The 23,902-nt window shown below is 48.2% G+C and carries 18 protein-coding genes; 17 read left to right on the top strand and 1 reads right to left on the bottom strand.

The window, feature by feature from the left end:
• Positions 1–281 precede the first annotated feature (281 nt).
• The 14 genes from ligA to BHE18_RS15145 all read left to right on the top strand — a co-directional run bounded on the left by ligA (position 282) and on the right by BHE18_RS15145 (position 19,343).
• Positions 282–2,288 (top strand): NAD-dependent DNA ligase LigA, encoded by a 2,007-nt coding sequence (gene ligA / locus BHE18_RS15080; RefSeq protein WP_071619361.1) that lies wholly within the window; start codon positions 282–284, stop codon positions 2,286–2,288.
• A gap of 15 nt (positions 2,289–2,303) precedes the next feature.
• Positions 2,304–3,458 carry a CamS family sex pheromone protein gene (locus BHE18_RS15085; protein WP_071619362.1) on the top strand — a complete coding sequence of 385 codons (1,155 nt, stop codon included), beginning with the start codon at positions 2,304–2,306 and terminating at the stop codon, positions 3,456–3,458.
• Positions 3,459–3,563: 105 nt separating this feature from the next.
• Complete coding sequence (locus BHE18_RS15090) at positions 3,564–3,821, top strand: DUF3949 domain-containing protein (RefSeq protein ID WP_171910721.1); 258 nt, start codon at positions 3,564–3,566, stop codon at positions 3,819–3,821.
• A gap of 310 nt (positions 3,822–4,131) precedes the next feature.
• On the top strand, positions 4,132–5,415 hold the full coding sequence (gene aceA / locus BHE18_RS15095; protein WP_235860337.1) for an isocitrate lyase: 1,284 nt from the start codon (positions 4,132–4,134) through the stop codon (positions 5,413–5,415).
• Positions 5,416–5,587: 172 nt separating this feature from the next.
• Positions 5,588–6,622, top strand: coding sequence for an N-acetyl-gamma-glutamyl-phosphate reductase (argC, locus tag BHE18_RS15100; protein WP_071619363.1), 1,035 nt, complete (start codon positions 5,588–5,590; stop codon positions 6,620–6,622).
• 197 nt (positions 6,623–6,819) lie between these two features.
• Positions 6,820–8,052 carry a bifunctional ornithine acetyltransferase/N-acetylglutamate synthase gene (gene argJ / locus BHE18_RS15105; protein WP_071619364.1) on the top strand — a complete coding sequence of 411 codons (1,233 nt, stop codon included), beginning with the start codon at positions 6,820–6,822 and terminating at the stop codon, positions 8,050–8,052.
• Complete coding sequence (gene argB, locus BHE18_RS15110) at positions 8,015–8,821, top strand: acetylglutamate kinase (protein ID WP_141771896.1); 807 nt, start codon at positions 8,015–8,017, stop codon at positions 8,819–8,821. Before argJ ends, argB begins: the two co-directional genes overlap by 38 nt.
• The gene (locus BHE18_RS15115) at positions 8,818–9,978 is read left to right on the top strand and encodes an acetylornithine transaminase (RefSeq protein WP_071619366.1); all 1,161 of its coding nucleotides are present in this window, start codon (positions 8,818–8,820) and stop codon (positions 9,976–9,978) included. The genes argB and BHE18_RS15115 overlap by 4 nt, the downstream gene beginning before the upstream one ends.
• A gap of 70 nt (positions 9,979–10,048) precedes the next feature.
• Complete coding sequence (locus BHE18_RS15120; RefSeq protein WP_071619367.1) at positions 10,049–11,113, top strand: carbamoyl phosphate synthase small subunit; 1,065 nt, start codon at positions 10,049–10,051, stop codon at positions 11,111–11,113.
• Positions 11,106–14,189 (top strand): carbamoyl phosphate synthase large subunit, encoded by a 3,084-nt coding sequence (locus BHE18_RS15125; protein ID WP_071619368.1) that lies wholly within the window; start codon positions 11,106–11,108, stop codon positions 14,187–14,189. Before BHE18_RS15120 ends, BHE18_RS15125 begins: the two co-directional genes overlap by 8 nt.
• Before the next feature lie 2 nt (positions 14,190–14,191).
• Positions 14,192–15,148, top strand: a complete 957-nt coding sequence (gene argF / locus BHE18_RS15130; protein WP_235860339.1) for an ornithine carbamoyltransferase — start codon at positions 14,192–14,194, stop codon at positions 15,146–15,148.
• A 213-nt stretch (positions 15,149–15,361) separates the two neighbouring features.
• Positions 15,362–16,735: a vWA domain-containing protein gene (locus BHE18_RS15135; protein WP_071619369.1), complete on the top strand. Its 1,374-nt coding sequence runs from the start codon at positions 15,362–15,364 to the stop codon at positions 16,733–16,735.
• Between the two features lie 222 nt (positions 16,736–16,957).
• On the top strand, positions 16,958–18,160 hold the full coding sequence (locus tag BHE18_RS15140) for a hypothetical protein (protein ID WP_071619370.1): 1,203 nt from the start codon (positions 16,958–16,960) through the stop codon (positions 18,158–18,160).
• A gap of 739 nt (positions 18,161–18,899) precedes the next feature.
• Positions 18,900–19,343 carry a YueI family protein gene (locus BHE18_RS15145; RefSeq protein ID WP_071619371.1) on the top strand — a complete coding sequence of 148 codons (444 nt, stop codon included), beginning with the start codon at positions 18,900–18,902 and terminating at the stop codon, positions 19,341–19,343.
• Here the strand turns inward: BHE18_RS15145 and BHE18_RS15150 are convergent.
• The gene (locus BHE18_RS15150; protein ID WP_071619372.1) at positions 19,340–20,395 is read right to left on the bottom strand and encodes an AbrB family transcriptional regulator; all 1,056 of its coding nucleotides are present in this window, start codon (positions 20,393–20,395) and stop codon (positions 19,340–19,342) included. The genes BHE18_RS15145 and BHE18_RS15150 overlap by 4 nt on opposite strands.
• A 251-nt stretch (positions 20,396–20,646) precedes the next feature.
• On the opposite strand from BHE18_RS15150, the gene gatC reads away from it, so the two are divergent.
• Genes gatC through gatB form a run of 3 tightly spaced genes read left to right on the top strand, consistent with a single transcriptional unit; the run spans position 20,647 to position 23,853 of the window.
• Positions 20,647–20,937 carry an Asp-tRNA(Asn)/Glu-tRNA(Gln) amidotransferase subunit GatC gene (gatC, locus tag BHE18_RS15155; protein WP_071619373.1) on the top strand — a complete coding sequence of 97 codons (291 nt, stop codon included), beginning with the start codon at positions 20,647–20,649 and terminating at the stop codon, positions 20,935–20,937.
• Positions 20,938–20,949: 12 nt separating this feature from the next.
• Complete coding sequence (gene gatA, locus BHE18_RS15160; RefSeq protein WP_071619374.1) at positions 20,950–22,410, top strand: Asp-tRNA(Asn)/Glu-tRNA(Gln) amidotransferase subunit GatA; 1,461 nt, start codon at positions 20,950–20,952, stop codon at positions 22,408–22,410.
• Between the two features lie 12 nt (positions 22,411–22,422).
• On the top strand, positions 22,423–23,853 hold the full coding sequence (gene gatB / locus BHE18_RS15165; RefSeq protein WP_071619375.1) for an Asp-tRNA(Asn)/Glu-tRNA(Gln) amidotransferase subunit GatB: 1,431 nt from the start codon (positions 22,423–22,425) through the stop codon (positions 23,851–23,853).
• The last annotated feature ends 49 nt before the right edge of the window (positions 23,854–23,902 follow it).

The raw sequence follows: 23,902 nt of genomic DNA on the forward strand, positions 1-23,902 counted from the left end.
TCGGCCACGAAGGCGTTTTTTGCCTTCTTGGTCGGTTTGGCTTATGACATGTGCCTCTAAGCCCTGTAGGTAGACAATTAACCCCTCGGAGACGACCGAGGAGGCTCACGGGCTACCCGCGGAAAGCGAAGTCTTCCACGGAAATCAACAGCGGCATTCAAAGTTCCTAAACCAATTAAACAAACGTTTGATCAACATCCAAAAACATCGTTAAATCAACGTTCATAAAGTTAAACACTTGTTCAATAAGCGTGAAAGATTAGCATGAAAGGGTTGTTAGAATGGACCGACAATCGGCTGAAAAACGCGTGCACGACCTGCACGAACTTTTAAATCAATACAATTACGAATATCATGTCCTCGATAAACCTTCAGTTCCCGATTCCGAATATGACCAGCTGCTGAGGGAACTGATCGAACTCGAGGATCAGCACCCTGAACTGAGAACGGCAGATTCTCCTTCCCAAAGGGTCGGGGGGACGGTTCTCGATGCATTTGAGAAAGTGGAACACCGCAGTCAAATGCTCAGTCTAGGGAATGCCTTCAATGAACAGGATCTCCGTGATTTCGACCGACGCGTACGCCAGGCTGTCGGGGATGATTTCTCGTATGTATGTGAACTCAAGATCGACGGCCTGGCCGTGTCCCTCCGCTATGAAAACGGGGCATTCGTGCAAGGTGCGACACGCGGGGACGGGTCGATAGGGGAGGATATCACAGCCAACCTTAAGACGATCCGTTCCATTCCATTGAAGATCAAGGAACCCCTTTCGTTTGAAGTACGCGGTGAAGCCTTCATGCCGAAGCGGTCTTTTGAAGCGTTGAATAAAGTGAAAGAGGAAAAGGGAGAAGAACCGTTTGCGAATCCGAGGAATGCAGCCGCGGGATCACTGCGTCAGCTCGACCCCAAAATTGCTGCATCCCGAAATCTGGATATTTTCCTGTATGCCCTGGCAGACATCGGGGATACAGGTATAGACTCTCACAGTGAAGGTCTCAACCGGCTGGACCACCTCGGGTTCAAAACAAATCCTGAACGAAAGCGCTGTGCAGATATAGAGGAAGTCCTTCAGTATGTGGAGAGCTGGACGGAAAGACGCCCGGATCTTTCATATGACATCGACGGCATCGTCATCAAGGTAGATTCATTGGACCAGCAGAAAGCCCTCGGCACGACGGCGAAAAGTCCGCGCTGGGCAATCGCGTTCAAATTTCCGGCTGAAGAAGTGGTCACGATTTTAAAAGAGATCGAATTGAGTGTCGGACGGACCGGCGTGGTTACACCGACTGCCATCCTTGAGCCGGTGAGGGTTGCAGGTACGACCGTTCAGCGGGCCTCCCTGCACAACGAAGATCTCATCAGGGAAAAGGATATCAAAATCGGAGATCATGTTGTCATTAAGAAAGCAGGGGACATCATCCCTGAGGTTGTGAACGTGCTGGAGGAACAGAGAACAGGTGAAGAGAAGGAATTCAGCATGCCGACGCATTGTCCGGAATGTGAAAGCGAGCTTGTCAGGCTGGAAGGAGAAGTGGCGCTTCGCTGCATCAATCCGAAGTGTCCTGCCCAGATCCGTGAGGGATTGATCCATTTTGTCTCCAGAAATGCGATGAATATCGACGGGCTTGGTGAGAAGGTCATCAGTCAGCTGTTCCGTGAGCAGTTAATCGAAGATGTGGCCGATCTGTATAAATTGGAACGCGATCAGCTCCTTCAGCTTGAGCGGATGGGTGAGAAGTCCGTCGATAACCTCCTGCAGGCGATCGAAGCTTCGAAATCGAATTCCCTGGAGAAGCTGCTGTTCGGACTCGGCATCCGTCATGTAGGTGCCAAAGCGGCCAAGACCCTTGCCCAGGAATTCGATTCAATGGACAAGCTGATGTCAGTTTCTAAGGAAGAGCTGACAAATATCAACGAAATCGGTGAGAAAATGGCCGATGCGGTCGTCGCTTATTTTGAAAATGACGAAGTGAAAGAGCTGATCGAAGAGCTGAAGGAAGCCGGGGTCAACATGGTATATAAAGGTCCAAAGCCAGTGGCGGCCAGTGAAGCTGATTCTTACTTTGCAGGGAAAACCATTGTGTTGACGGGGAAAATAGAACAACTGAGCCGGAATGAAGCAAAAGAGAAAATCGAAATGCTCGGAGGTAAAGTGACGGGTAGCGTGAGCAAGAAAACGGACCTTGTCATTGCCGGTGAAGACGCAGGATCAAAACTGACAAAAGCGAATGAACTTGATATAGAAGTTTGGGATGAGGACAAGCTGATGGAAGAACTTAACCGATAAGAGGTGTAGGACGTAATGAAAAAAAGGCTCTCGGCCGTATTAGCCGCCCTGTTGATACTCGGCGGCTGTGCGCCGACGTTTGAAAAGCAGGATCAAGTCGTTCAGGAGAACCAGGACAGTGAATCGAAAAAGGCGATCATTCCTAACTTTCAAATTTCAAACGATTACTATAAGACGATGCTCCCTTACGATACCAGTAAAGCGCGCGGGGTAGTCGTCAATGATCTGGGTTCCCGGTATGATATCAATGAGATTGAAAATGGATTGCTGCGCGTCGCCCAGAACCGTTTTTCAACCGATCAGTATTTCTTTAAAGAGGGGCAGTTCCTGACGAAGAAAATGGTCGACAGCTGGCTTCAGCGTAAGTTCACGAGTGAACAGCTTGACGACAAAGGGTTGAAGGAAAGCGAGAATCTGGGGTTGAATCCGGTGCAGCCAAAAGGTGAAGATGCACCGATCTATCTCGCACATATCGTGGAGCATAATTATTTGGTGAAAAAGAAAGATGATAACAAAGTAAGGCTCGGCGGTGTGGTCATCGCACTTTCATTGAATTCGGTCAATTATGAAACCAATCTCTCAAACGGAACGAGGATGGTCAAGAACATCAGCAATGACGTTCTGAAGGAAGAAGGGGCGAAGATGGCCGGCGAGGTAATGAAAAGACTGAGGCAGAAAGAAGAACTTAAAAACGTGCCCATCATGATTGCTCTGTATAAACAAGCTCCTAAGCAGCAGGTTGTTCCAGGTCAATTCTTTGCCTATGCAACTGTGGAGCCCGGGACCGATAACATTCAGAATTGGGAAGGGATCAATGAAGATTACTATATTTTCCCGTCACCGGATGCAGCTGAAGACCACCCGGAAGACAATAAGATTTTCCAAGATCTGAAGAAAGAAATCGAAGGCTACTTCCCGGTGTTCACCGGCGTAACGGGAGAAGCGCTGTATCAAGGCGGGAAGCTCACAGACATGAATATGGAAGTGGCGCTGACCTATAATGGCAAAGCGGAAACAATCGGGTTTGCACGCCAACTGTCCAGCTTGATCGGAAAGAACACTCCAGAAAGCTGGAACGTGGAACTGCTTATTAACTCTTCATACGGCCCCGAGGCGCTGGTCGTGAAGAAAAAAGGAAGCAAGGAAACCTATCTGCACATTTACGAGTAATTGAAGGACCGGTCCTGTCATTGGCATGGCCGGTTTTTTTACTTTTTCGATAAAAATGAAACCTGCTTATCAGTCATACGTATGTTACATAAAGGAGGGATTTATTTGAATGAATTTTACTCCGTTGGATTATTGATTGCTTCGGTCCTGTTTGTCATTACGCTAGTCATGATTCCGGTTCAATACCGCTACATTAAAGCGATGGAGGAAGAGAAGGAAAAGCATAAACGTAAAGCGGGAGAGGTATTTGATGAGATGCCTTTCGGTGAAGCGTTCCTTCATCAGAATACCCAAATCAATCCTTTATTCCTTCCGGCAAACCTGATTGCCTATATCATTTACAGGCTGAAACATAAGAAATAGAGGGATTACAATCTCCTTGAAAAATCAAGGCCGCTTCCGTGGTCTTTTTTTTGTGTGCGAAATTTGTCGAATAAAAATACTTAAAAAAAGGTTCCATCTGCAAACTTACTGTTATATAATACAAATATGATAATTAATCTGTATTATAACAATGAATACAGAGCGTGTTCCTACATTCATCACAGACATCACTCCATGACATTCCTCACAACACAGATGCGCAATACCTGCAAATTATCTGTATCCATCCGCTGACAAATACTTAAGTATTACCCACTATGTTTAAAACAATGAAAAGGGAGAGAGATCAATGACAAAGAACAGTATGAATGAACGTGCAATGGTTTTACAGGAAAGCTGGGAAATGGATGAAAGATGGCGCGGTGTATCCAGACCGTTTTCAGCGGAGGACGTCATCCGTTTGAGGGGATCCATCGATATTGAGCATACATTGGCAAAGCGGGGATCGGAGAAGCTTTGGGATTTGCTTCACGAAGAAGACTATATCAATGCGCTCGGTGCCTTAACCGGAAATCAGGCCGTCCAGCAGGTAAGGGCAGGGCTGAAGGCAATCTACTTAAGCGGCTGGCAGGTAGCGGCGGACGCCAATCTGTCAGGCCATATGTACCCTGATCAAAGCTTATATCCAGCGAACTCTGTACCATCAGTCGTTAAGCGCATCAACCAGGCCCTTCAGCGTGCGGACCAGGTTCATTATGTGGAAGGCGATGAATCGATTGACTGGTTTGTCCCGATTGTTGCCGACGCAGAAGCAGGATTCGGCGGGCAGCTGAATGTGTTTGAATTGATGAAAGGCATGATCGAGTCCGGTGCATCGGCTGTTCACTTTGAAGATCAGCTTTCCTCAGAGAAGAAATGCGGACACCTAGGCGGGAAAGTACTTCTTCCTACTCAAACGGCTGTAAAGAACTTGATCTCAGCCCGTCTGGCGGCGGATGTCATGGGAACGCCGACATTGATCGTTGCCCGTACGGATGCTAACGCAGCGGACTTGATCACGAGTGACGTCGATTCATATGATGCGCCTTTTATCACCGGAGAGCGTACACCGGAAGGGTTCTTCCGCACGAAGGCGGGACTCGATCAGGCAATCGCGAGGGGCCTTGCTTATGCACCGTACGCTGACCTTGTGTGGTGTGAAACATCCGAGCCGAACCTTGAGGAAGCCCGTCAGTTTGCGGAAGCGATTCATAAAGAGCATCCTGGTAAGCTGCTTGCCTATAACTGCTCGCCATCTTTCAACTGGAAGAAGAAGCTTGATGATGAAACGATCGCGAAATTCCAGGTTGAGCTGGGCAAGATGGGTTATAAGTTCCAATTTGTTACGCTTGCAGGCTTCCATGCATTGAATCACAGTATGTTCGAACTGGCAAGAGGCTATAAGGATCGTGGAATGGCCGCATACTCCGAGCTGCAGCAAGCGGAATTCGCAAGTGAGGTGCACGGCTATTCTGCCACAAGGCATCAGCGTGAAGTGGGAACCGGCTACTTTGATGAGGTATCCATGGTGATCTCAGGCGGTACTTCATCCACGACGGCCCTGAAAGGATCGACCGAAGCCGAACAATTTTAACTGTTAAAAAAATGAACGCCCGTCCCCCGGTGCTTTAAAGCGCTGAGGCACGGGCTTTTTATTTAGGGAGAAAGAATGATGTTTAAATTTTAATAAATATACTATTGATTTTATTTTTATGCAGTCATATAATTAGACCTAATTTAAATCTACTGAGTGTGGTGACTGATTGATGAATGTTGGAATTGTTGGATCTACCGGATATGGAGGGGTGGAGCTTCATCGCCTGCTGTCGAATCATCCTGCGATTGATGGGTGTATTTTATATTCATCAAGCTTAAAGGGAGAATCCTATGCCGAGCAGTATCCCCATCTGACCGGATTGACAAATGATCGGGTCCGGGAGATTCAGATTGATGAAATGAAAGAGCTCGATGCAGTGTTCCTGGCGGTTCCCGCGGGAATTTCAAAAGAGATGACACCTCAGCTTCTGGATGGGAAAGCGAAAGTCATTGATCTTTCCGGAGACCTGCGGCTGCAGGATCCAAAGGAATATGAGGACTGGTACAAAGGCGGGGCTGCAGATCCCTCGGTCTTGAAAGAAGCGGTATACGGACTGACAGAATGCAATCAAGGGGCCATTAAAGAAGCTGATCTGATTGCAAACCCGGGCTGTTTCCCGACAGCTTCCCTTTTGGCTCTTGCTCCGCTGATACAGAACAAGCTGATAAAGCCGGATTCAATCATCATCGATGCCAAAACCGGTCTTTCAGGGGCGGGAAGGAAACCCTCGTTATCTGGCCACTTTTCAGAAACTCAGGAAAATTTGCGGATATACAAGGTGCATGAACACCAGCACACCCCGGAAATCGAACAGCAGTTGAAGAAGTGGGACGCCGAGACAGGACCGATCACCTTTTCGACGCATCTCATTCCAATGACCAGGGGCATCATGGCGACAGTCTATTGCGATCTTCAAAAGGAAAAAACAACCGGTGAACTCCATGAAGAATACCGCCGTTTTTACAGCGGCAGCCCGTTTGTACGCATACGGCCGATCGGCCAATACCCCGGCACGAAAGAAGTATTCGGGACCAATTTCTGTGATATTGCGATAAAAACAGATTCAAGGACAGGCAGAGTCACCATCGTGTCCGTCATCGACAATCTGATAAAAGGCGCGGCAGGCCAGGCAGTACAGAATATGAATCTCTTATTTGGTCTCGAAGAAACGGCAGGCCTTCACTATTATCCTATTTATCCATAGGCTCTTTTCGCATACTTTGCCTGAGTTGAACACAAGAAAATACCGGAACTTGGGTATTTTTCGCTTGTCCGTCCATCTGGTGCGTAAGCTTTAGATCGAAAAGAGCACGTCCACAAGCTATATTCAGGCTATAAGTCTATTTACGAAAGGCAGCAACCTTATAGAAAACAGCCTATCCATAAAAGGAGGAGAGAGTTGTGAGTGTCATTGAGAAAAAAGCAGTGCAGAAGGTTGAAGGGGGAGGCATATTATCCCCGGCGGGCTTTAAGGCAGGAGGCATCCATATCGGACTTCGTTATGAGAAAAAGGATTTTGGCGTCATTTATAGTGAAAGACCTGCACAGAGCGCAGCGGTTTATACCGAAAGTCATTTTCAGGCGGCCCCGTTAAAAGTGACGCAGCAGAGCATCGCCTCCGCTGGCCTACTTCAGGCAATTGTGTGCAACAGTGCAATCGCCAATGCGTGCACGGGTGAACAGGGACTGAAGGATGCCTATAAAATGCGGGAATTGATCGCAAAACGCTTTAGACTGCCTGAGGAGTATGTTGCCGTTGCCTCAACCGGAGTGATCGGTGAGTGCCTCCCGATGAAAAAGATCGAACAGGGCTGCAGCAATATTGCGGTCCATAAGGATTACAACAGTGCCAAATCATTTCAGCAGGCGATCCTGACGACAGATATAGTTGAAAAGGCGGCTTGTGTTGAAGTGACGGCAGACGGAAAAACCATCACGATCGGGGGTGCTGCCAAGGGTTCGGGAATGATCCATCCCAACATGGGGACGATGCTCGGATTCATCACAACGGATGCGAATATCTCAGCCCCGGTCCTTCAAAGCGCCTTGAAGAAAGCAGTCAATACCACATTCAACCAGATCACCGTCGACGGTGAGACGTCTACGAACGATATGGTCATCGTGATGGCGAATGGAACGGCAGGTCATAAGCCGTTAAATGAAAATCATCCTGACTGGGGGAACTTCCAGGAAGGACTGACTCTTTTATGTGAAGACCTGGCAAAACAGATCGCCCGTGACGGGGAAGGTGCAACCAAACTGGTGGAAGTGTCGGTGAAAGGGGCACACTCGGACGGGGATGCCAAGACCATCGCGAAGAAAATAGTGGGCTCGAATCTCGTCAAGACAGCCATTTACGGGGCAGACCCAAACTGGGGAAGGATCGTCGGGGCAATGGGGCACAGCCCTGCAGTCCTGCAGCCTGACTTATGTGATATATACATTGGCAGGGAACTTGTTTTCTCTGAAGGCACCCCGCAAGCCTTCAATGAACAGAGTGTCAGTGACTATATGAAAAACGAAGAATGTGTAGAAATCAGCGTCTTTTTAAAGGACGGCGCAGGAGAAGGAAAAGCCTGGGGGTGTGATTTAACGTATGACTATGTCAAAATCAATGCCAGCTACCGGACGTGAGACGCTTGTCATCAAACTCGGAGGGAGCATCCTGTACAGACTTTCCCCGCAATTTTTCATGAGCCTTGCCGACTTGGTGAAAGAGTACAACGCGGTGATTGTCCACGGCGGAGGCCCGGAAATCACCACTATGCTCAACAGGCTCAATATCGAAACGGCGTTCATAAACGGACAGCGCAAAACTACGGCCGCCGTTCTGGAAGTCGCTGAAATGATGCTGAAAGGAAAAGTGAACGGCCACCTTACCGGTAAACTGAACGGCCACGGATTGAACGCAGTCGGAATCTGCGGCTATGACGCCAATTTATTGACTGCTTCCTTGATTGACAGGGAGTCACTTGGATTGGTCGGTGAAATTGAAGAAGTGAACACCGGGTTGCTGAGAGTATTGATTTCAGAAGGATATCTCCCTGTGATTGCGCCTCTTGCCCTTACGAAAGAAGGGACTAAGGTGAATGTCAATGCCGACCTCGCTGCTGCTGCGATTGCGAAAGCAGCAGCAGCGGAAAAGCTTTTATACGTTACCGATGTACCCGGTATCCTTCATGACGGAAAATTGATTCCTGACACAACCGCTGGAGAGATCGAGGGGATGATTGCGGACGGTGTGATTTCGGGAGGGATGATCCCGAAGGTGAACTCGGCGCTTTCCGCATTGTCGCCCCATCTGAAAGAAGTGATGATCACAGGCGGACAGCAGGCGATTTTTAAAGACGGCAGCATACTTGGTACAAAAATCAAAGATAAAGGAGGGGTTGCGGCCTCATGAGTCACTTATTCCCTGTGTACAATCGATTGGATGTCGAACTGGTTGAAGGTGAAGGAACAAAGGTGAAAGACGCCGGGGGAAAGACATATCTGGACTTTATAGCGGGCATCGCGGTCTGCAATCTCGGCCACACCCCGGAAGCGGTCAAGCAAGCGGTGCAAGAACAGCTTGATAAACTTTGGCATGTGTCGAATCTGTTCCAGCTATCCGTACAGGAAGAGGCTGCCGGTCTTCTGGCTGATGCAAGCGGGCTGGATGCGGTATTCTTCTGCAACAGCGGGGCGGAAGCGAACGAAGCGGCAATCAAACTGGCCAAAAAACATACGGGTAAAACAAAAATTCTGACCTTTAAACAATCCTTCCATGGCCGCACATTCGCGACGATGAGCGCAACAGGCCAGGAGAAGATCCACAGCGGATTCGGTCCGCTGCTGCCGGCTTTTGAATACCTGCCTTTTAACGACGTGAAAGCGCTGGGTGACGTTGATGGTGACGATATTGCGGGAATCATGGTCGAAGTGATCCAGGGGGAAGGCGGAGTCCATCCGGGAACGGAAAAGTTTCTAAAAGAAGTAGAGAATAAGTGCAGGGAACTCGGTGCCCTTCTGATCATAGATGAAGTGCAGACAGGGATCGGGCGCACCGGAGAGCCATTTGCTTTTCAGCATTACCCTCTGCAGCCTGATATTGTGACAGCTGCGAAGGGTCTCGGAAGCGGATTCCCGGTCGGGGCGATGATCGGAAAGAAAGAGCTCGTTGACACATTTTCACCCGGCACCCACGGATCCACCTTTGGAGGGAATCCCCTGGCGATGGCCGCAGTGAAGGCGACTTTGGAGACTATCATCGACGAGTCATTTTTAAAAGAAGTGAAAGAAAAGTCTGAAGCATTTATCCAGTCCCTTAAACATAAACTTGAGTCATTGCCTCTTGTGAAAGAGATAAGGGGGGAAGGCTTCATGATCGGCATCCAATTGACGGAAGAAGCGAAGGGGCCGATCGGGCGCCTGCGGGAAAACGGGCTGCTGACACTTCCTGCAGGGCCGGATGTCATCCGTCTGCTCCCGCCTTTGAACGTCACCGAAGAGGAACTTCAGGAAGCACTCTCGATACTGGAACACTGCCTCAGTCAACAAACGGCGGAAGCGGCCAGATAAATTTTTTTAATCAGAAATGTATAAAAATACTTATTTTATAATAAAAATTCACTTATTGGAGGGATACATCATGACCGGCTGCTTAAGTTTGGAAAACGGGACCGTCTTCAAGGGAGAATTGTCCCCCGGCTGCAACGGGACCGTTGTCGGCGAGATCGTGTTTTTTACAGGTATGACGGGTTATCAGGAGGTGCTCACGGATCCTTCCTATAAAGATCAAATCGTGGTCTTCACCTATCCGCTGATCGGCCAGTATGGAATTAATGAAAGTGATTCCGAAAGTGCAGAACCTCAGGTCAAAGGGGTAGTAATGCTTCATTGTCCGGACGTTTATTCGCATTATCAGGCGACGTCTTCCCTTAAAGAGTATCTACGAAAATGGAATATTCCTTATATGACGGGAGTGGACACCCGCCAGGTGGTGAAAACGATCAGGGAGCTGGGGAGCCAGAATGCATGTATGAGTTCATCAGCACGAATTCCCCCTTCCCATACGCTGAAGGGCCAGATTGAACAAGTGGCATCGGCAGAAGTAAGCAGGTATGGAAGCGGGAGTATACAAGTCGTCCTGATTGATTTCGGGGTGAAGAAGTCAATCATCACGAGCCTTGTGGATATGGATTGTTCGGTCACCGTCATGCCATATGACCGTCTGGAATTACTTCAGAAGCTGGAGCCGGATGCAATCGTCATATCCAACGGACCCGGCGACCCGAAAGAAATGGGGGGCATACTGCCGCAACTGAAAGAATATATCCTGACACTCCCGACGCTCGGAATTTGCCTGGGTCATCAACTGATCGCCCTGGCACTGGGGGGCAATACCCGAAAGCTGCTGTTCGGCCACAGGGGTGCAAATCATCCGGTCATCGATTACGGAACAGGCCGGGTTTACCTGACGTCCCAGAATCACAACTATGTCGTCGAGGATGAGAGTTTAAAAGGGACGAATCTCAAGCCTCGTTTTCTCAATGTGAACGATGGTTCTGTAGAAGGACTGCAGCATGAGACGAAACCGATTCTATCCGTGCAATTCCATCCGGAGGCGCGTCCCGGTCCCGAAGATGCATCGTACATCTTTGAAGAATTCTATCAATCCATCAAACAACCAGGGAGAGAGAAGATTTATGCCTAAAGATTCAAGTATTCAGAAGATCCTCGTCATCGGATCCGGACCGATCATCATCGGTCAGGCAGCAGAGTTCGATTATTCAGGCACCCAGGGCTGCCTTGCCCTGAAGGAAGACGGATATGAAGTCGTCCTCGTGAACCATAATCCGGCGACGATCATGACAGACACCGAAAATGCCGACACCGTCTACTGTGAGCCTCTGACGGTAAAAACGGTCACAGGCATCATTGAAAAGGAGAAGCCAGACGGCCTGGTGGCGAATCTTGGCGGGCAGACGGCGCTCAATCTTGCCGTGGAGCTCCATGAAAAAGGGGTACTCGATAAATACGACGTGAAGCTGCTCGGTACCTCGGTGGAGTCGATCCAGAAGGGGGAAGACCGTGAAAAATTCCGTACCCTCATGAACGAGCTCGGCCATCCGGTCGCTGAAAGTGAAATCGTGGAGGACGTCAAAGCTGCGCTTGCTTTTGCCGAAAGGATTTCGCTGCCGATCATTGTCCGCCCGGCTTATACACTGGGAGGAAGAGGAGGCGGGATCGCATCCACGGAAGAAGAGTACGTCAAGCTTGTCCAGACCGGGTTGAAAGCAAGCCCGATCAATCAGATCCTTGTGGAAAAGAGCATTGCAGGCTTCAAGGAAATCGAGTATGAAGTGATGAGAGATTCGAAAGGAAATTGTATATCGGTATGCAACATGGAAAATTTTGATCCGGTAGGGGTCCACACCGGTGATTCGATCGTCGTTGCCCCTTCCCAGACCTTGAGGGATCAGGAGTTCCATATGCTCCGTACGGCTGCTTTTGATATCATCAATGCCCTCGAAGTCGTGGGAGGCTGCAATATACAGTTTGCTTTAGACCCTGACAGCAATCAATACTACGTCATTGAAGTCAATCCGCGGGTCAGCCGTTCATCGGCACTGGCCTCGAAAGCGACCGGCTACCCGATTGCGAAAATCGCCGTCAAGCTGGCCGTCGGCTATTCATTGGATGAAATCATCAATCCTCTGACAAGGACGACGTATGCAAGCTTTGAACCTGCGCTTGATTATGTGGTCGTAAAGTTCCCTCGCTGGCCGTTCGATAAGTTCCCTGAAGGAAACCGCCGTCTCGGTACGAAAATGAAAGCGACCGGGGAAGTGATGGCGATTGAACGGACGATGGAAGCAGCCTTTCAAAAGGCGGTCCAATCCCTGGACATCGGTGCGGTGGGTCTATCCCTTAAGGAAGGACTTGTGTCATTGCCGGACGGGGAGCTCCTCGACGCAATCGAATCCCCGACGGACATCCGCTTCTTTCAGCTGGTGGAGCTGATGAGAAGAGGCGTAGGCATGGATGAGCTTCTTGACAAAACAGGAATCGATCAACTGTTTCTGTCCGTCCTTGAAAATCTGTTGAAGGTAGAGAGTAAGCTGCAGCTGGAACCTTTAAGTCCTGAACTCCTGGAGCTGTCCAAAAAATATAGATTCGAAGACCGTGATATTGCAAGACTTTCAGGCACCGGGGAAAGCGATGTAACGTCTCTGCGCCAGGCTCTCGGGATCAGACCGGGCTTCAAAATGGTCGACACATGCGCAGGCGAATTCGAAGCGATCACCAACTATGCGTACTCCACCTACTGGGGTGAAAATGAAATAGAGCCGCTTTCCGGCGAAAAGAAGGCGCTTATCATCGGGTCCGGTCCGATCCGGATCGGACAGGGAGTGGAGTTCGACTACAGTGCAGTCAAAGCGAATCAGCGCCTCCAGGATCACGGCTACAAAACGATCATCGTGAATAATAATCCTGAAACGGTGAGCACCGATTATGAAACGGCAGACCGACTGTATTTCGAGCCGGTCACAGAAGAGAGCGTCATGGCAATCATTGAACATGAGGGTATCGATACCGTCCTCGTTCAATTCGGGGGACAGACCGCCTTGAATCTTGCGCCTCTTTTAGAAAAAAGAGGGGTTCATCTGCTTGGTATCACTTCTGACACCATTGATGCCGTCGAAGACCGTGACAGATTCTATCAATTGCTTGATGGGCTGAAGATTCCCCGCGTAAAAGGAGATATCTGTCACAGCAAATCCCAGGCACTGAAGGCAGCAAAGGATCTGCAATTCCCGATTTTGTGCCGTCCGTCTTATGTCATCGGCGGTAAGGGCATGGTCAAATTGGAATCGAAGGATGAACTCCATAAGTGGCTCCAGGAAGCTGACGAAGACTATTTCCCGGTCCTTGTCGATGAATTCAAAACGGGTGCAGAAGCCGAAATCGATTTGGTGGCAGACGGAGAGAATGCCTATATACCGGGCATCATGGAGCATATTGAACGGGCCGGCGTTCATTCGGGAGACAGCATGGCCATTTTTCCTGCTCAATCACTGTCCGCCAAAGTCATAAGTGAAATCGCGGACTATGCCGGGAAAGTCGTCTCTGCCCTGAATTATAAAGGAATCATGAATATCCAGTTCCTCCTTCAGGGGGAAGAGGTATTCATATTGGAAGTCAATCCGCGGGCAAGCCGGACAGTGCCGATCATCAGCAAGGTCATCGGCTTTTCATTAATTGAAATGGCAGCCGACCTTTTATGTGACGGGCATCTGAAGATCGATTCGTTCCCTGCACCGGCGGGCGCCGATCTTGAAACCGTGGCGGTAAAATATCCGGTCTTTTCTTCCCACGCCCTTCCTGAACTTGACCACATCCTGGGAGCGAATATGAAATCGACCGGAGAAGGGATGTGCCTTGGACATACGGTGGAAGAAGCAATGTTCAAGGTATTTGAACCGCTGCATGATCACGTGCAGAACGGAGGCACAATTTTCGTCGATGGAGATATCGACGATCTTCAAGTCTATCGTACTTCCGGAGAAGCAGGATTCCATGAGTGGGTGGACTCCGCCGAAGCAGCGGTCTATTTCAATAACCAGGATAACGGAGAAATGAAGAAGAAACGCATTCAGGCTCTTGAAGCGGGAATTACCGTCATCACGGAAAAAGAAACCCTGCTTGCTTTTATCAAGAGTATGGAGGCGGGTGAAGCCGCTCCGATTCCACTGGCAAAACCTAAATTGATGCAAGGAGTGAAGTGAACATGATGAAATCAAATGCAGTCCTGTCGCCGTTTAAGACACTACCCCTTAAAGGGAGGGACGTGTTGACGTGGCTGGACTATACAACAGAAGAGGTACATGAACTCCTGTCACTGGCGGAGCAGCTTAAGAAGGACCCGGTTTCCAAGAGCCTCGAAGGGAAAACACTCGGGATGATCTTCGAGAAATCATCGACCAGGACCCGTGTATCCTTTGAGGCCGGCATGCTGCAGCTGGGCGGGCACGCGATCTACATGAATTCACGCGACATCCAGCTTGGAAGGGGCGAATCGATTGCAGATACAGCGAAAGTGCTTTCCTCTTATGTCGATGCCATCATGATCCGCACCTTTGAACATGAAAAGGTTGCAGCACTTGCCGAGCATGCAAGTGTTCCCGTCATCAATGGCTTATGCGATACGTATCACCCCTGTCAGGCGCTCGCGGATGTATTGACTATCTATGAGCTGAAAGGTCAGCTCGCCGGACTGAAGGTAGTCTATATTGGGGACGGGAATAATGTTGCACACTCCTTCATGATCCTCTGTGCCAAGCTTGGGATGGATGTGGCGGTGGCCTGTCCCGAAGGGTATGAGCCTGCTCAGGAAGTCATCGATGCCACTGTTGAGCTTACCGGGCACAGCGGAGGGAGCTTTACGCTCACCCATGACCCGGTGGAGGCCGCTGCCGGCGCCGATATCGTCTATACAGATGTCTGGGCCAGCATGGGACAGGAAGAGGAGACTGCAGAGCGACTTCAGATCTTCGAGCCTTACCAGGTAAATGACGAACTGCTTGCCCACTCCTCCTCAGACGTGAAATTCCTGCACTGCCTCCCTGCCCACCGCGGGGAAGAAGTGACTGGCGAAGTCATCGACGGAGTGAAGTCGGCTGTATTTCAGCAGGCGGAGAACCGTTTGCATGTGCAAAAGGCGATTCTGTTGTCTGTAATTGGTTGATATATAGATGGATGAACCCCGTTCTTAGATGGAGCGGGGTTTTTTATGTGTGAAATAAGGTACGTTACTTAATTCACATGAAAAACAAGGTGATAAGATGCTAAAGTAATGAAGGAATCTCAAAATATTGTAAATAAATGGTTTGGTTCTGTCTGGTTTGGGCTACTTAATAGGGGAACAAATATACGGCAGATAAGCAGGGAGGAATAGAGGATGAAACGAATAAACTGGGCCGTCATATTATTGGTGGTCCTTCTTGCAGCAGCCGCAGCAGGATGTTCACAAGATCAGAAGGCATCCGGGCCTAAAGAGTCGGGCTCGGAGCAATCGAAGGAAACGAAAAAAGAGAACGCCGAAGAAGAAAAAAAGAACATACCGCAAGCAGCCTTATATAACGTAGAAGAAATCGTAAAAGAAAAAGGAAAGTACGATCCTGATAAATTAGGCAAGGATGAACAATACAAGAAAAAGCTCCTGAAGGAAATCGAAGAGGCCCCTGATAATCTGAGCGGGGAAGAGGCATATTCGCTTGCAGTCTCCCTTGTTGCTGCAGATATTGAAAAAGAAGCGGAAGGGTTTGAAAAGGTGGACCCCGTCATTACAATCGATTCTTCTACCCCTGAAGATGAAATCGACATTCCTGAGCAGGAAAAAGTAAACGTGGCCATCCTGCTCGATTCGAGCGGGAGTATGGCAGCTGAAGTCAGCGGGGGCCAGAAAATGAAACTCGCCAAGCAGGCGATCCAGAAATACGCACAGGATCTGCCGGAGGGTTCGGATATCATGCTCCGTGTTTATGGACATAAAGGAACCGGGTCGGATGCTGATAAAGAAATGTCCTGCAAAAGCAATGAGGTTGTCTATGACTTGGACGCATACGATGAAAAACGATTCAGTGAATCTCTTGAACAATTCGATCCTTCAGGCTGGACACCATTGGCTGGCGCGATTGAAGCAGCTCAAAAAGATCTGGAGGATCAAAAAGGGGAAAACATTAAAAATGTCGTGTATGTAGTAAGTGACGGTGTGGAAACATGCGACGGCGATCCAGTTTCTGCAGCAAAATCCCTGAATGGATCCGATATCCAGGCAGAAGTGAATATCATCGGTTTTGACGTCGACAACGAGGGGCAGGTCAAACTGAAAGAAGTCGCGGAAGCAGGCGGAGGACAATACAAATCCGTATACTCCGAAAGTGAATTGAATGATTACCTGAAAGAAGAATACAGCCGCTTGTACTGGGAATGGCTGTCATGGGGGAACGACCGATATTTCGATATTCTCGGTCAGAGCAATGATATCTATTTTGACATGCTCGGCTATGGCAACGACATCTACTTCAAATCACTTGCGGCCAAAAATGCCATGAGCAGCCTGCGTTATGACTTGAAAGAGATGAATAAGTTCAAAGATGAAGAAGAGGAAGACAAATACACGGAACTGATCAACATCAGACATGAAACAGTGGATGAATATTTCGATCAGGAAGAAGAAAGGAAGAATAAAATCCGGGAAGATATGAAAGAAAAACTCGAGAAAAAAGTAAAAGAACTGAAAGAAAAGAACACGGATAAATATTCTTCCTGATGTTCTAATACCTTTAAGACACTTTCCAATGAAGGAAGGTGTCTTTTTTATGCGCGACAGATAATCTCTACTGAGTTCAATGGATGAATTCCAGAGTTTTTTTCCTGTCATCAGACCTGGATCCATTATTCACTGCTATACTATTAATATGAAATATTTTCCTGTGATAATGGGTTACTGTTTGAACTCATACAGAGGCAATGGTAAAAGGGGGAGTTTCGAATGATCGAACTCATGCTGCTGGCACTATCGATCGCCGCAGTGTTTATCTTATATCGTAAATCAGATGAAGAAGTGCCGTACTTGCTGGCGAAGCTGATAGGATATACTATCCTCGGGACGGCGATGTTTAATCTGAACGGGATTAGGATCCCTGCTGGATTCATAATCTTTTTGTTGTTCTTCCGTAAAATACCGGTCAATGCCTGGAGCAAGCGTCGTGCGGCTTATACAGGTTTCGCAGTGTTTCTGTTGTCGGTCATCTTGTCGTTCTCTGTGAAGGAATGGTATGAATGGCCAAGGAAGGTGGCGTTGAAGGAGACCAACTTTTACGATGGAAGCCTGTTGGAGGAATGGAACAATATTAAGGAGAAACTTGACGTGGAAAGTGACTACGGGGTGAAACTGACTGATATTAGGATGGTCATCGATAAAGCAGGGAATTACGAAAGTCTCGATTTATCGATCGTTGAGGATGGTCCGCCAGAGACCGTCTACTACCGGATAAGGCTTTCGGAAGATGGAGAAACAGTAGATGTTAAGAGAACCAAGAGAGATGCAGAAGATTGGGGGCAGACTCCTTATTCTGAAGCCGACTTTGTCTTTTCACAGCTGGACCTCATCACCAAGCCGATGCTGAACCATGATAGCGTAAATTACTACGAACTCAACTCCGATGGCCAGCGGATGGGCTATGCAGTGAAAGACCAGAAGAACTACCGCGTCGACACCGCCGGCAAAAAAGAACTCAAGGACAGCGAACTCCCCGTCGACGGCATCGCAGTCGGTGTATGCGGAACCGAAGGCGGGATCGATGAACACGGGATGATTTTGGAGTGCGACAATTTTGAGCATTATTTGTTTGATGTGTTGAAAAATAAACCTGAATTGAATACAAGCAGCGTACTGGAAACAGCAGAAAGCATTTCCCCTCAGGTGGCCGGGTGGTTATCCGAACACATAGGAGACAATATTGGAAGCGAAAAAAATGGAGAATTCATCTTAAAGATAGACGGCAAGGAGAAGCGGGTATCCGAACAAGAGTATATAAAGGCATTGAAAGAAACCCCTTATGTCGAAGTCATTGAACAAGGCCAGGACAACTGGAAAGTCAAAGTCGAAAACCCATACGGAAATCCACCCCACACAATGGAATTTGAATTAACCAGGGAAGGGCCAGAAGTGGTGGACCTTCATTTCAGGTAGAAACTCATTTGTGGTTATATGCCTTTAGAAAAGTTCTAACCGGGGAGTTTTTTGGTTTTTTTCTTTTATGCAATGATAAGGTTTCTAACGATGGTTAACCTGACCAGCGGTTGATGAGATAAGAAGAGAGGAAAGGTTATGCTCAGAGACGGGAGGCATAAGACGAATCGGTCTGGATCTTATCTTCTGTTCCATCTAAGAAAATGGAGGGTCAAGACGAACTAAAATAAGTTACCGTCCCTTTATTCAGGATGGAATGGTGTAAACTTATCCATATTAAAAACCGGTTCCAGCGATTGATTGGAGTGCAAAACGTAGACTCCTGCGGGGAAAGCGAGTTAGGTGAGACCCCGCAGGAGCATCGCGACGAGGAGGCTCACCAACCGCCCGCGGAAAGCGGAGTTTTGCACGGAAATCATTAGCGGTAATGTATGGTTTCAAATAAATTGAGAAGTCAAAATCGCTTCACTTACTGCTTCACTTACTATGGTTGCCTAAAAACATAACCAAAATCTGTGTAGGGCAATAACTTCACGTTTTCGTTAATATCAGGAGGCTCACGGGCTACCCGCGGAAAGCGAAGTCCTGTACGGAAATCAAAAGCGGCATTAGAAGCACCATAACCCCTATCCCTTGTCTGAAAGTGTTTGCATAAGAGAAAATGGGAGAGAATAAGCAAACAAACAGCTTCAGTCATATAGTGTAATGAAAATCACCAATATCCGCGGAGGTGCCGGAAGTGAGTAAGCCAACTATCGATGACTATCTAGAGAATGGGATGTACGGACAAAAACAGACGAAGCCTGACGAAAGGCGAAAGTTCCTCGGAAGCTTGCGGGAACGGATCATCATTGCCCTGACACAAAGCCAGGTAAGGGAAAAGAAAGTGTATCAGGAAGTCGCTGAATGTATTAAGGAACACCGGGGGGCAAAACTCCTGCTGAATGGAAACATGAACTATAACTACCTTACAAAATATATAAAACTCGCCAATCAGTATGGCGTGAAATTTTCAATGGTGACGAATAAGGAGTCCCAAACCGATATCGGTCTGCTGCTTGCCTATGATCATGCCATCAACAAGGAAGAGATTTATGTGACAAAGCAGGCAGACAAACCTGCTGTGAGCACAAAGCCCAAAAAGAAAAGCGTGTTTTCCAAAATAAAAAACAAGCTTTTCTAATGCTGCTTTGCCTCAAACAACTGTGAGTTGAACAGCCATTTAAGGAAAAACGGGATGATGAATAAGATAAAAAGGATTCTGAACAGGTGGTAGCCGGTGATGATTGAAAGATCGGCATTCACCGACTGGCCGACAATCGCCATTTCTGCCATGCCGCCGGGTGCCAGACTGATGAAGGCCGTCAGGAACGAAATGTCGTGCCATTTGCTTAAAATAAAGCTCAACCCGACACAGCTCACCAGCAGGCAAAGGGAAGTGATGACGGACAACGGAACGAATTTCGATAATCCTTTTGCCGATGAAAAATCGAGCATGAAGCTGAAATAAATCCCGAGGCATAACTGAGCCAGGATGATTAGCACGCCAGGCATGGCCGGAACATCAAGACCGGCAATCACCAACCCGCCGACTGCCATGATCGGTCCGAGCATGGCAGCGGTGGGGAGGTGTATTTTTTTTGCAGCAAATGCTGATAAACCGGCAATCACTAAAAATAATACAATACCCCAGTCAAGGGCTGCAGCGCTGCCGGCTCCCCCTGCGGGAGACGGCGCATGCCCTGCAAGCAGGGGACTGAATACCAAAAACGGCACGACAAATATGACGGACAGCAGCCGGACGACCTGAAGGATGGTCACCACGGTGAGGTCGATGTTCTTTAATTCTTCACCAAGCACCACCATTTGGGAAAGTCCACCCGGAATGCTTCCGGTAATGGTCGACGGCAGGTTGATCCCGGTTAATTTGGTTGTGAAATAGGCAAGTATCATTGAAATAAGGATGACAGCCAGGGTCATGGTTAGCATGGAAGGCAGCTGTGTGCCAATTTCAATGAGTGTTTTCATGCTGAAAGATCGGCCGATCGCATAGCCGACAATCACCAGGCCGAAATCCCTTAACACAGGCGGCCACTTAAGATGGATGGCGGTCCATTTTTGAAAAGCGAAGACGGACACCATCGACCCGAGCATCCAGGACAATGGGACATGAAGAAGGGTGAAGAGTCCGCCGCCTGCGAGTCCGATCAGGAACGTTGTGACAATCGCACGCATATGGAAAATCCTTTCTTTTATTATCTATTTTAAAGGTATAGAAAATAGAGGAAGGTGACAACTTCTTTGTTCCGCAACCCGAAAAATAAAATCGTATGCCGCGGAACACTGCTCCTTCCATACAGGCAGGCATGCCGGATTTGACCAATTGGAAGTCATTTCATCCAGTCCTCACCTATTGCTTTAACACCGCGATTTTTGGTATTATCAATAGTATTGCAAGTGTTCGAAACTTTATGGAGGTGAAGAGGATGTCTAGAATTTCAGAAGATCAGGTGAAGCACGTTGCACACCTTGCACGACTAGCCATCACGGAAGACGAAGCAAAAAAGTTTACCAATCAATTAGATGCGATCATCGGGTTTGCCGAGCAGCTCAATGAATTAGATACAGAGAATGTCGAAGCGACAAGCCACGTGCTTGATATGAAGAATGTTATGCGTGAAGATGAGCCGACAGAAGGGCTTCCGCGTGAAGAAGTGTTAAAGAATGCACCGGATAAACAGGATGGACAAGTACGAGTTCCATCGATTTTGGACTAAGGAGGGAAACTCATGTCATTATTTGATCATAAATTATCAGAACTTCATGAGCTTTTACATAAAAAAGAAGTTTCTGTTACAGACCTGGTCGACGAATCATACAAACGTATCGATGCCGTCGAAGATAAAGTGAAAGCATTCCTTACACTGGATGAAGAAAATGCACGTGCAAAAGCGAAGGAAATGGATGCGAAGCTTGGAACGGATGAATCGAAAGGCCTCCTTTTCGGAATGCCGATCGGAATCAAGGACAATATCGTCACAAAAGGTCTTCGTACAACATGTGCAAGTAAGATTCTTGAGAACTTCAAGCCGATTTATGATGCAACGGTCATCAATAAATTACATAATGCGGATACAATCACAATCGGGAAACTGAATATGGATGAGTTCGCAATGGGTTCATCGACAGAAAACTCAGGTTTCCAAAAGACAAGCAACCCATGGAATCTTGAAACGGTTCCTGGCGGATCTTCAGGCGGTTCTGCAGCTGCGGTTGCGGCCGGGGAAGTTCCATTCTCACTGGGCTCAGATACAGGCGGATCGATCCGTCAGCCTGCATCCTTCACGGGTACTGTCGGTTTAAAACCGACATACGGACGTGTATCACGTTTCGGACTTGTCGCATTCGCATCTTCGCTTGATCAGATCGGACCGATCACGCGTAATGTTGAAGACAATGCTTACTTATTACAGGCAATCGCGGGGCTCGACCCGAACGATTCCACTTCCGCGAATGTTGAGGTTCCTAACTATGCCGAAGCATTGACAGGCGATATCAAAGGTCTGAAAATAGCCGTGCCGAAAGAGTATCTTGGAGAAGGTGTCGGGGAAGAAGCGCGCCAATCCGTGCTTGCTTCGCTTAAAGTTTTGGAGAGCCTTGGAGCGACTTGGGAAGAGGTTTCACTTCCGCACTCCAAATACGGCGTAGCAACATATTACTTGCTGGCTTCATCTGAAGCATCAGCCAACCTTGCCCGTTTTGACGGTGTCCGCTACGGCTACCGCACGCCGAACGCCGACAACCTTCTTGATCTTTACAAGAAGACGCGTGCAGAAGGGTTCGGGGACGAAGTGAAACGCCGTATCATGCTTGGTACGTTCGCACTCAGCTCCGGCTACTATGATGCTTATTATAAAAAGGCACAGCAGGCCCGTACGCTGATCAAGAAAGATTTTGAAGATGTATTTGAAAAGTATGACGTCATTGTAGGGCCGACAACGCCGACTCCTGCATTTAAAATCGGTGAAAAGATCGATGATCCGCTTACAATGTACGCAAATGATATCCTGACGATCCCTGTCAACCTTGCGGGTGTGCCGGGAATTTCCGTTCCGAACGGTTTCTCTTCAAACGGACTGCCGCTTGGACTGCAAATCATCGGGAAGCACTTTGATGAAAGCACAATTTACCGTGTAGCTCATGCATTCGAACAGGCTACAGATTTCCATACAAAAAAACCACAACTGTAAGGGGTGAAATCAATGAACTTTGAACCAGTAATCGGACTAGAAGTCCACGTAGAATTAAAGACCGACAGTAAAATGTTCTCGCCGGCGCCGAATCATTTCGGGGCAGAGCCTAACACGAATACGAACGTCATCGACCTTGGATACCCGGGCGTACTTCCGGTGGTGAATAAGCGTGCCATTGAGTTCGGGATGAAAGCGGCAATGGCCTTGAACTGCGAAATCGCACAGGATACCAAGTTTGACCGTAAAAACTATTTCTATCCGGATAACCCGAAAGCGTACCAGATTTCTCAATTCGACAAGCCGATCGGTGAAAACGGCTGGATTGAGATCGAAGTCAACGGTGAAAAGAAACGCATCGGTATCACCCGTCTTCACCTGGAGGAGGATGCAGGTAAGCTGACTCACTCAGGCGACGGATATTCCCTTGTCGACTACAACCGCCAGGGTACACCGCTCATCGAGATCGTATCAGAGCCGGACATCCGTACTCCGGAGGAAGCTTATGCGTATCTTGAAAAGCTGAAATCGATCATTCAATATACAGGCGTTTCTGACTGTAAGATGGAAGAAGGTTCCCTTCGCTGTGATGCGAACATTTCACTCCGGCCGATCGGACAGGAGAAGTTCGGTACGAAAGCGGAGCTTAAGAACCTGAACTCCTTCAACTTTGTTAAAAAAGGTCTGGAGTATGAAATCGTCCGTCAGGAGAAAGTCCTTCTTTCAGGCGGCCTGATCCAGCAGGAAACACTCCGTTTCGATGAATCAACGGGTAAAACGATCCTCATGCGTGTAAAGGAAGGATCGGACGATTACCGTTACTTCCCTGAACCGGATCTATTGAACCTCCACATCGACCAAGAGTGGATGGACCGAGTACGTGCGGAGATACCTGAGCTTCCGGATGCGCGTAAACAGCGCTATGTGGAAGAAATGGGACTGCCTGCATATGATGCGATGGTTCTGACATTGACGAAAGAAATGTCCGATTTCTTCGAAGAGACGGTCGGTGAAGGATCAGACGCGAAGCAGGCATCCAACTGGCTGATGGGTGAGGTATCGGCATACATGAACGCCCAGCAGAAAGAACTTCACGAGCTGAAATTGACTCCTTCAGGTCTTGCCGGCATGATTCAGCTGATCGAAAAAGGAACGATTTCTTCCAAAATCGCGAAGAAAGTCTTCAAGGAGCTTGTAGAAAACGGCGGAGATCCTGAACAGATCGTGAAAGATAAAGGTCTTGTTCAAATATCTGACGAAGGAGCCCTTCTGAAGATCGTCACCGAGACACTCGATAACAATCCACAGTCGATCGAAGACTTCAAAAATGGTAAAGACCGTGCAATCGGATTCCTTGTCGGACAAATCATGAAAGCAACAAAAGGCCAGGCGAACCCGCCGATGGTTAACAAATTGCTTCAGCAGGAAATCCAAAAACGCTAAATTCTATCAGGTGAAGGCCCGTCCCTCGCCGCTTTAAAGCGGTAGAGGA

This window comes from Rossellomorea aquimaris (assembly GCF_001877785.1).
Classification (GTDB): Bacteria; Bacillota; Bacilli; order Bacillales; family Bacillaceae_B; genus Rossellomorea; species Rossellomorea aquimaris_A.

Excerpts from the sequence above, each read along its gene's own strand:
- ligA (WP_071619361.1), top strand. The coding sequence starts at position 282 with ATGGACCGACAATCGGCTGAAAAACGCGTGCACGACCTGCACGAACTT.
- BHE18_RS15085 (WP_071619362.1), top strand. The coding sequence starts at position 2,304 with ATGAAAAAAAGGCTCTCGGCCGTATTAGCCGCCCTGTTGATACTCGGC.
- aceA (WP_235860337.1), top strand. The coding sequence starts at position 4,132 with ATGACAAAGAACAGTATGAATGAACGTGCAATGGTTTTACAGGAAAGC.
- argC (WP_071619363.1), top strand. The coding sequence starts at position 5,588 with ATGAATGTTGGAATTGTTGGATCTACCGGATATGGAGGGGTGGAGCTT.
- argB (WP_141771896.1), top strand. The coding sequence starts at position 8,015 with ATGACTATGTCAAAATCAATGCCAGCTACCGGACGTGAGACGCTTGTC.
- BHE18_RS15115 (WP_071619366.1), top strand. The coding sequence starts at position 8,818 with ATGAGTCACTTATTCCCTGTGTACAATCGATTGGATGTCGAACTGGTT.
- BHE18_RS15120 (WP_071619367.1), top strand. The coding sequence starts at position 10,049 with ATGACCGGCTGCTTAAGTTTGGAAAACGGGACCGTCTTCAAGGGAGAA.
- BHE18_RS15125 (WP_071619368.1), top strand. The coding sequence starts at position 11,106 with ATGCCTAAAGATTCAAGTATTCAGAAGATCCTCGTCATCGGATCCGGA.
- argF (WP_235860339.1), top strand. The coding sequence starts at position 14,192 with ATGATGAAATCAAATGCAGTCCTGTCGCCGTTTAAGACACTACCCCTT.
- BHE18_RS15135 (WP_071619369.1), top strand. The coding sequence starts at position 15,362 with ATGAAACGAATAAACTGGGCCGTCATATTATTGGTGGTCCTTCTTGCA.
- BHE18_RS15140 (WP_071619370.1), top strand. The coding sequence starts at position 16,958 with ATGATCGAACTCATGCTGCTGGCACTATCGATCGCCGCAGTGTTTATC.
- BHE18_RS15150 (WP_071619372.1), bottom strand. The coding sequence starts at position 20,395 with ATGCGTGCGATTGTCACAACGTTCCTGATCGGACTCGCAGGCGGCGGA.
- gatC (WP_071619373.1), top strand. The coding sequence starts at position 20,647 with ATGTCTAGAATTTCAGAAGATCAGGTGAAGCACGTTGCACACCTTGCA.
- gatA (WP_071619374.1), top strand. The coding sequence starts at position 20,950 with ATGTCATTATTTGATCATAAATTATCAGAACTTCATGAGCTTTTACAT.
- gatB (WP_071619375.1), top strand. The coding sequence starts at position 22,423 with ATGAACTTTGAACCAGTAATCGGACTAGAAGTCCACGTAGAATTAAAG.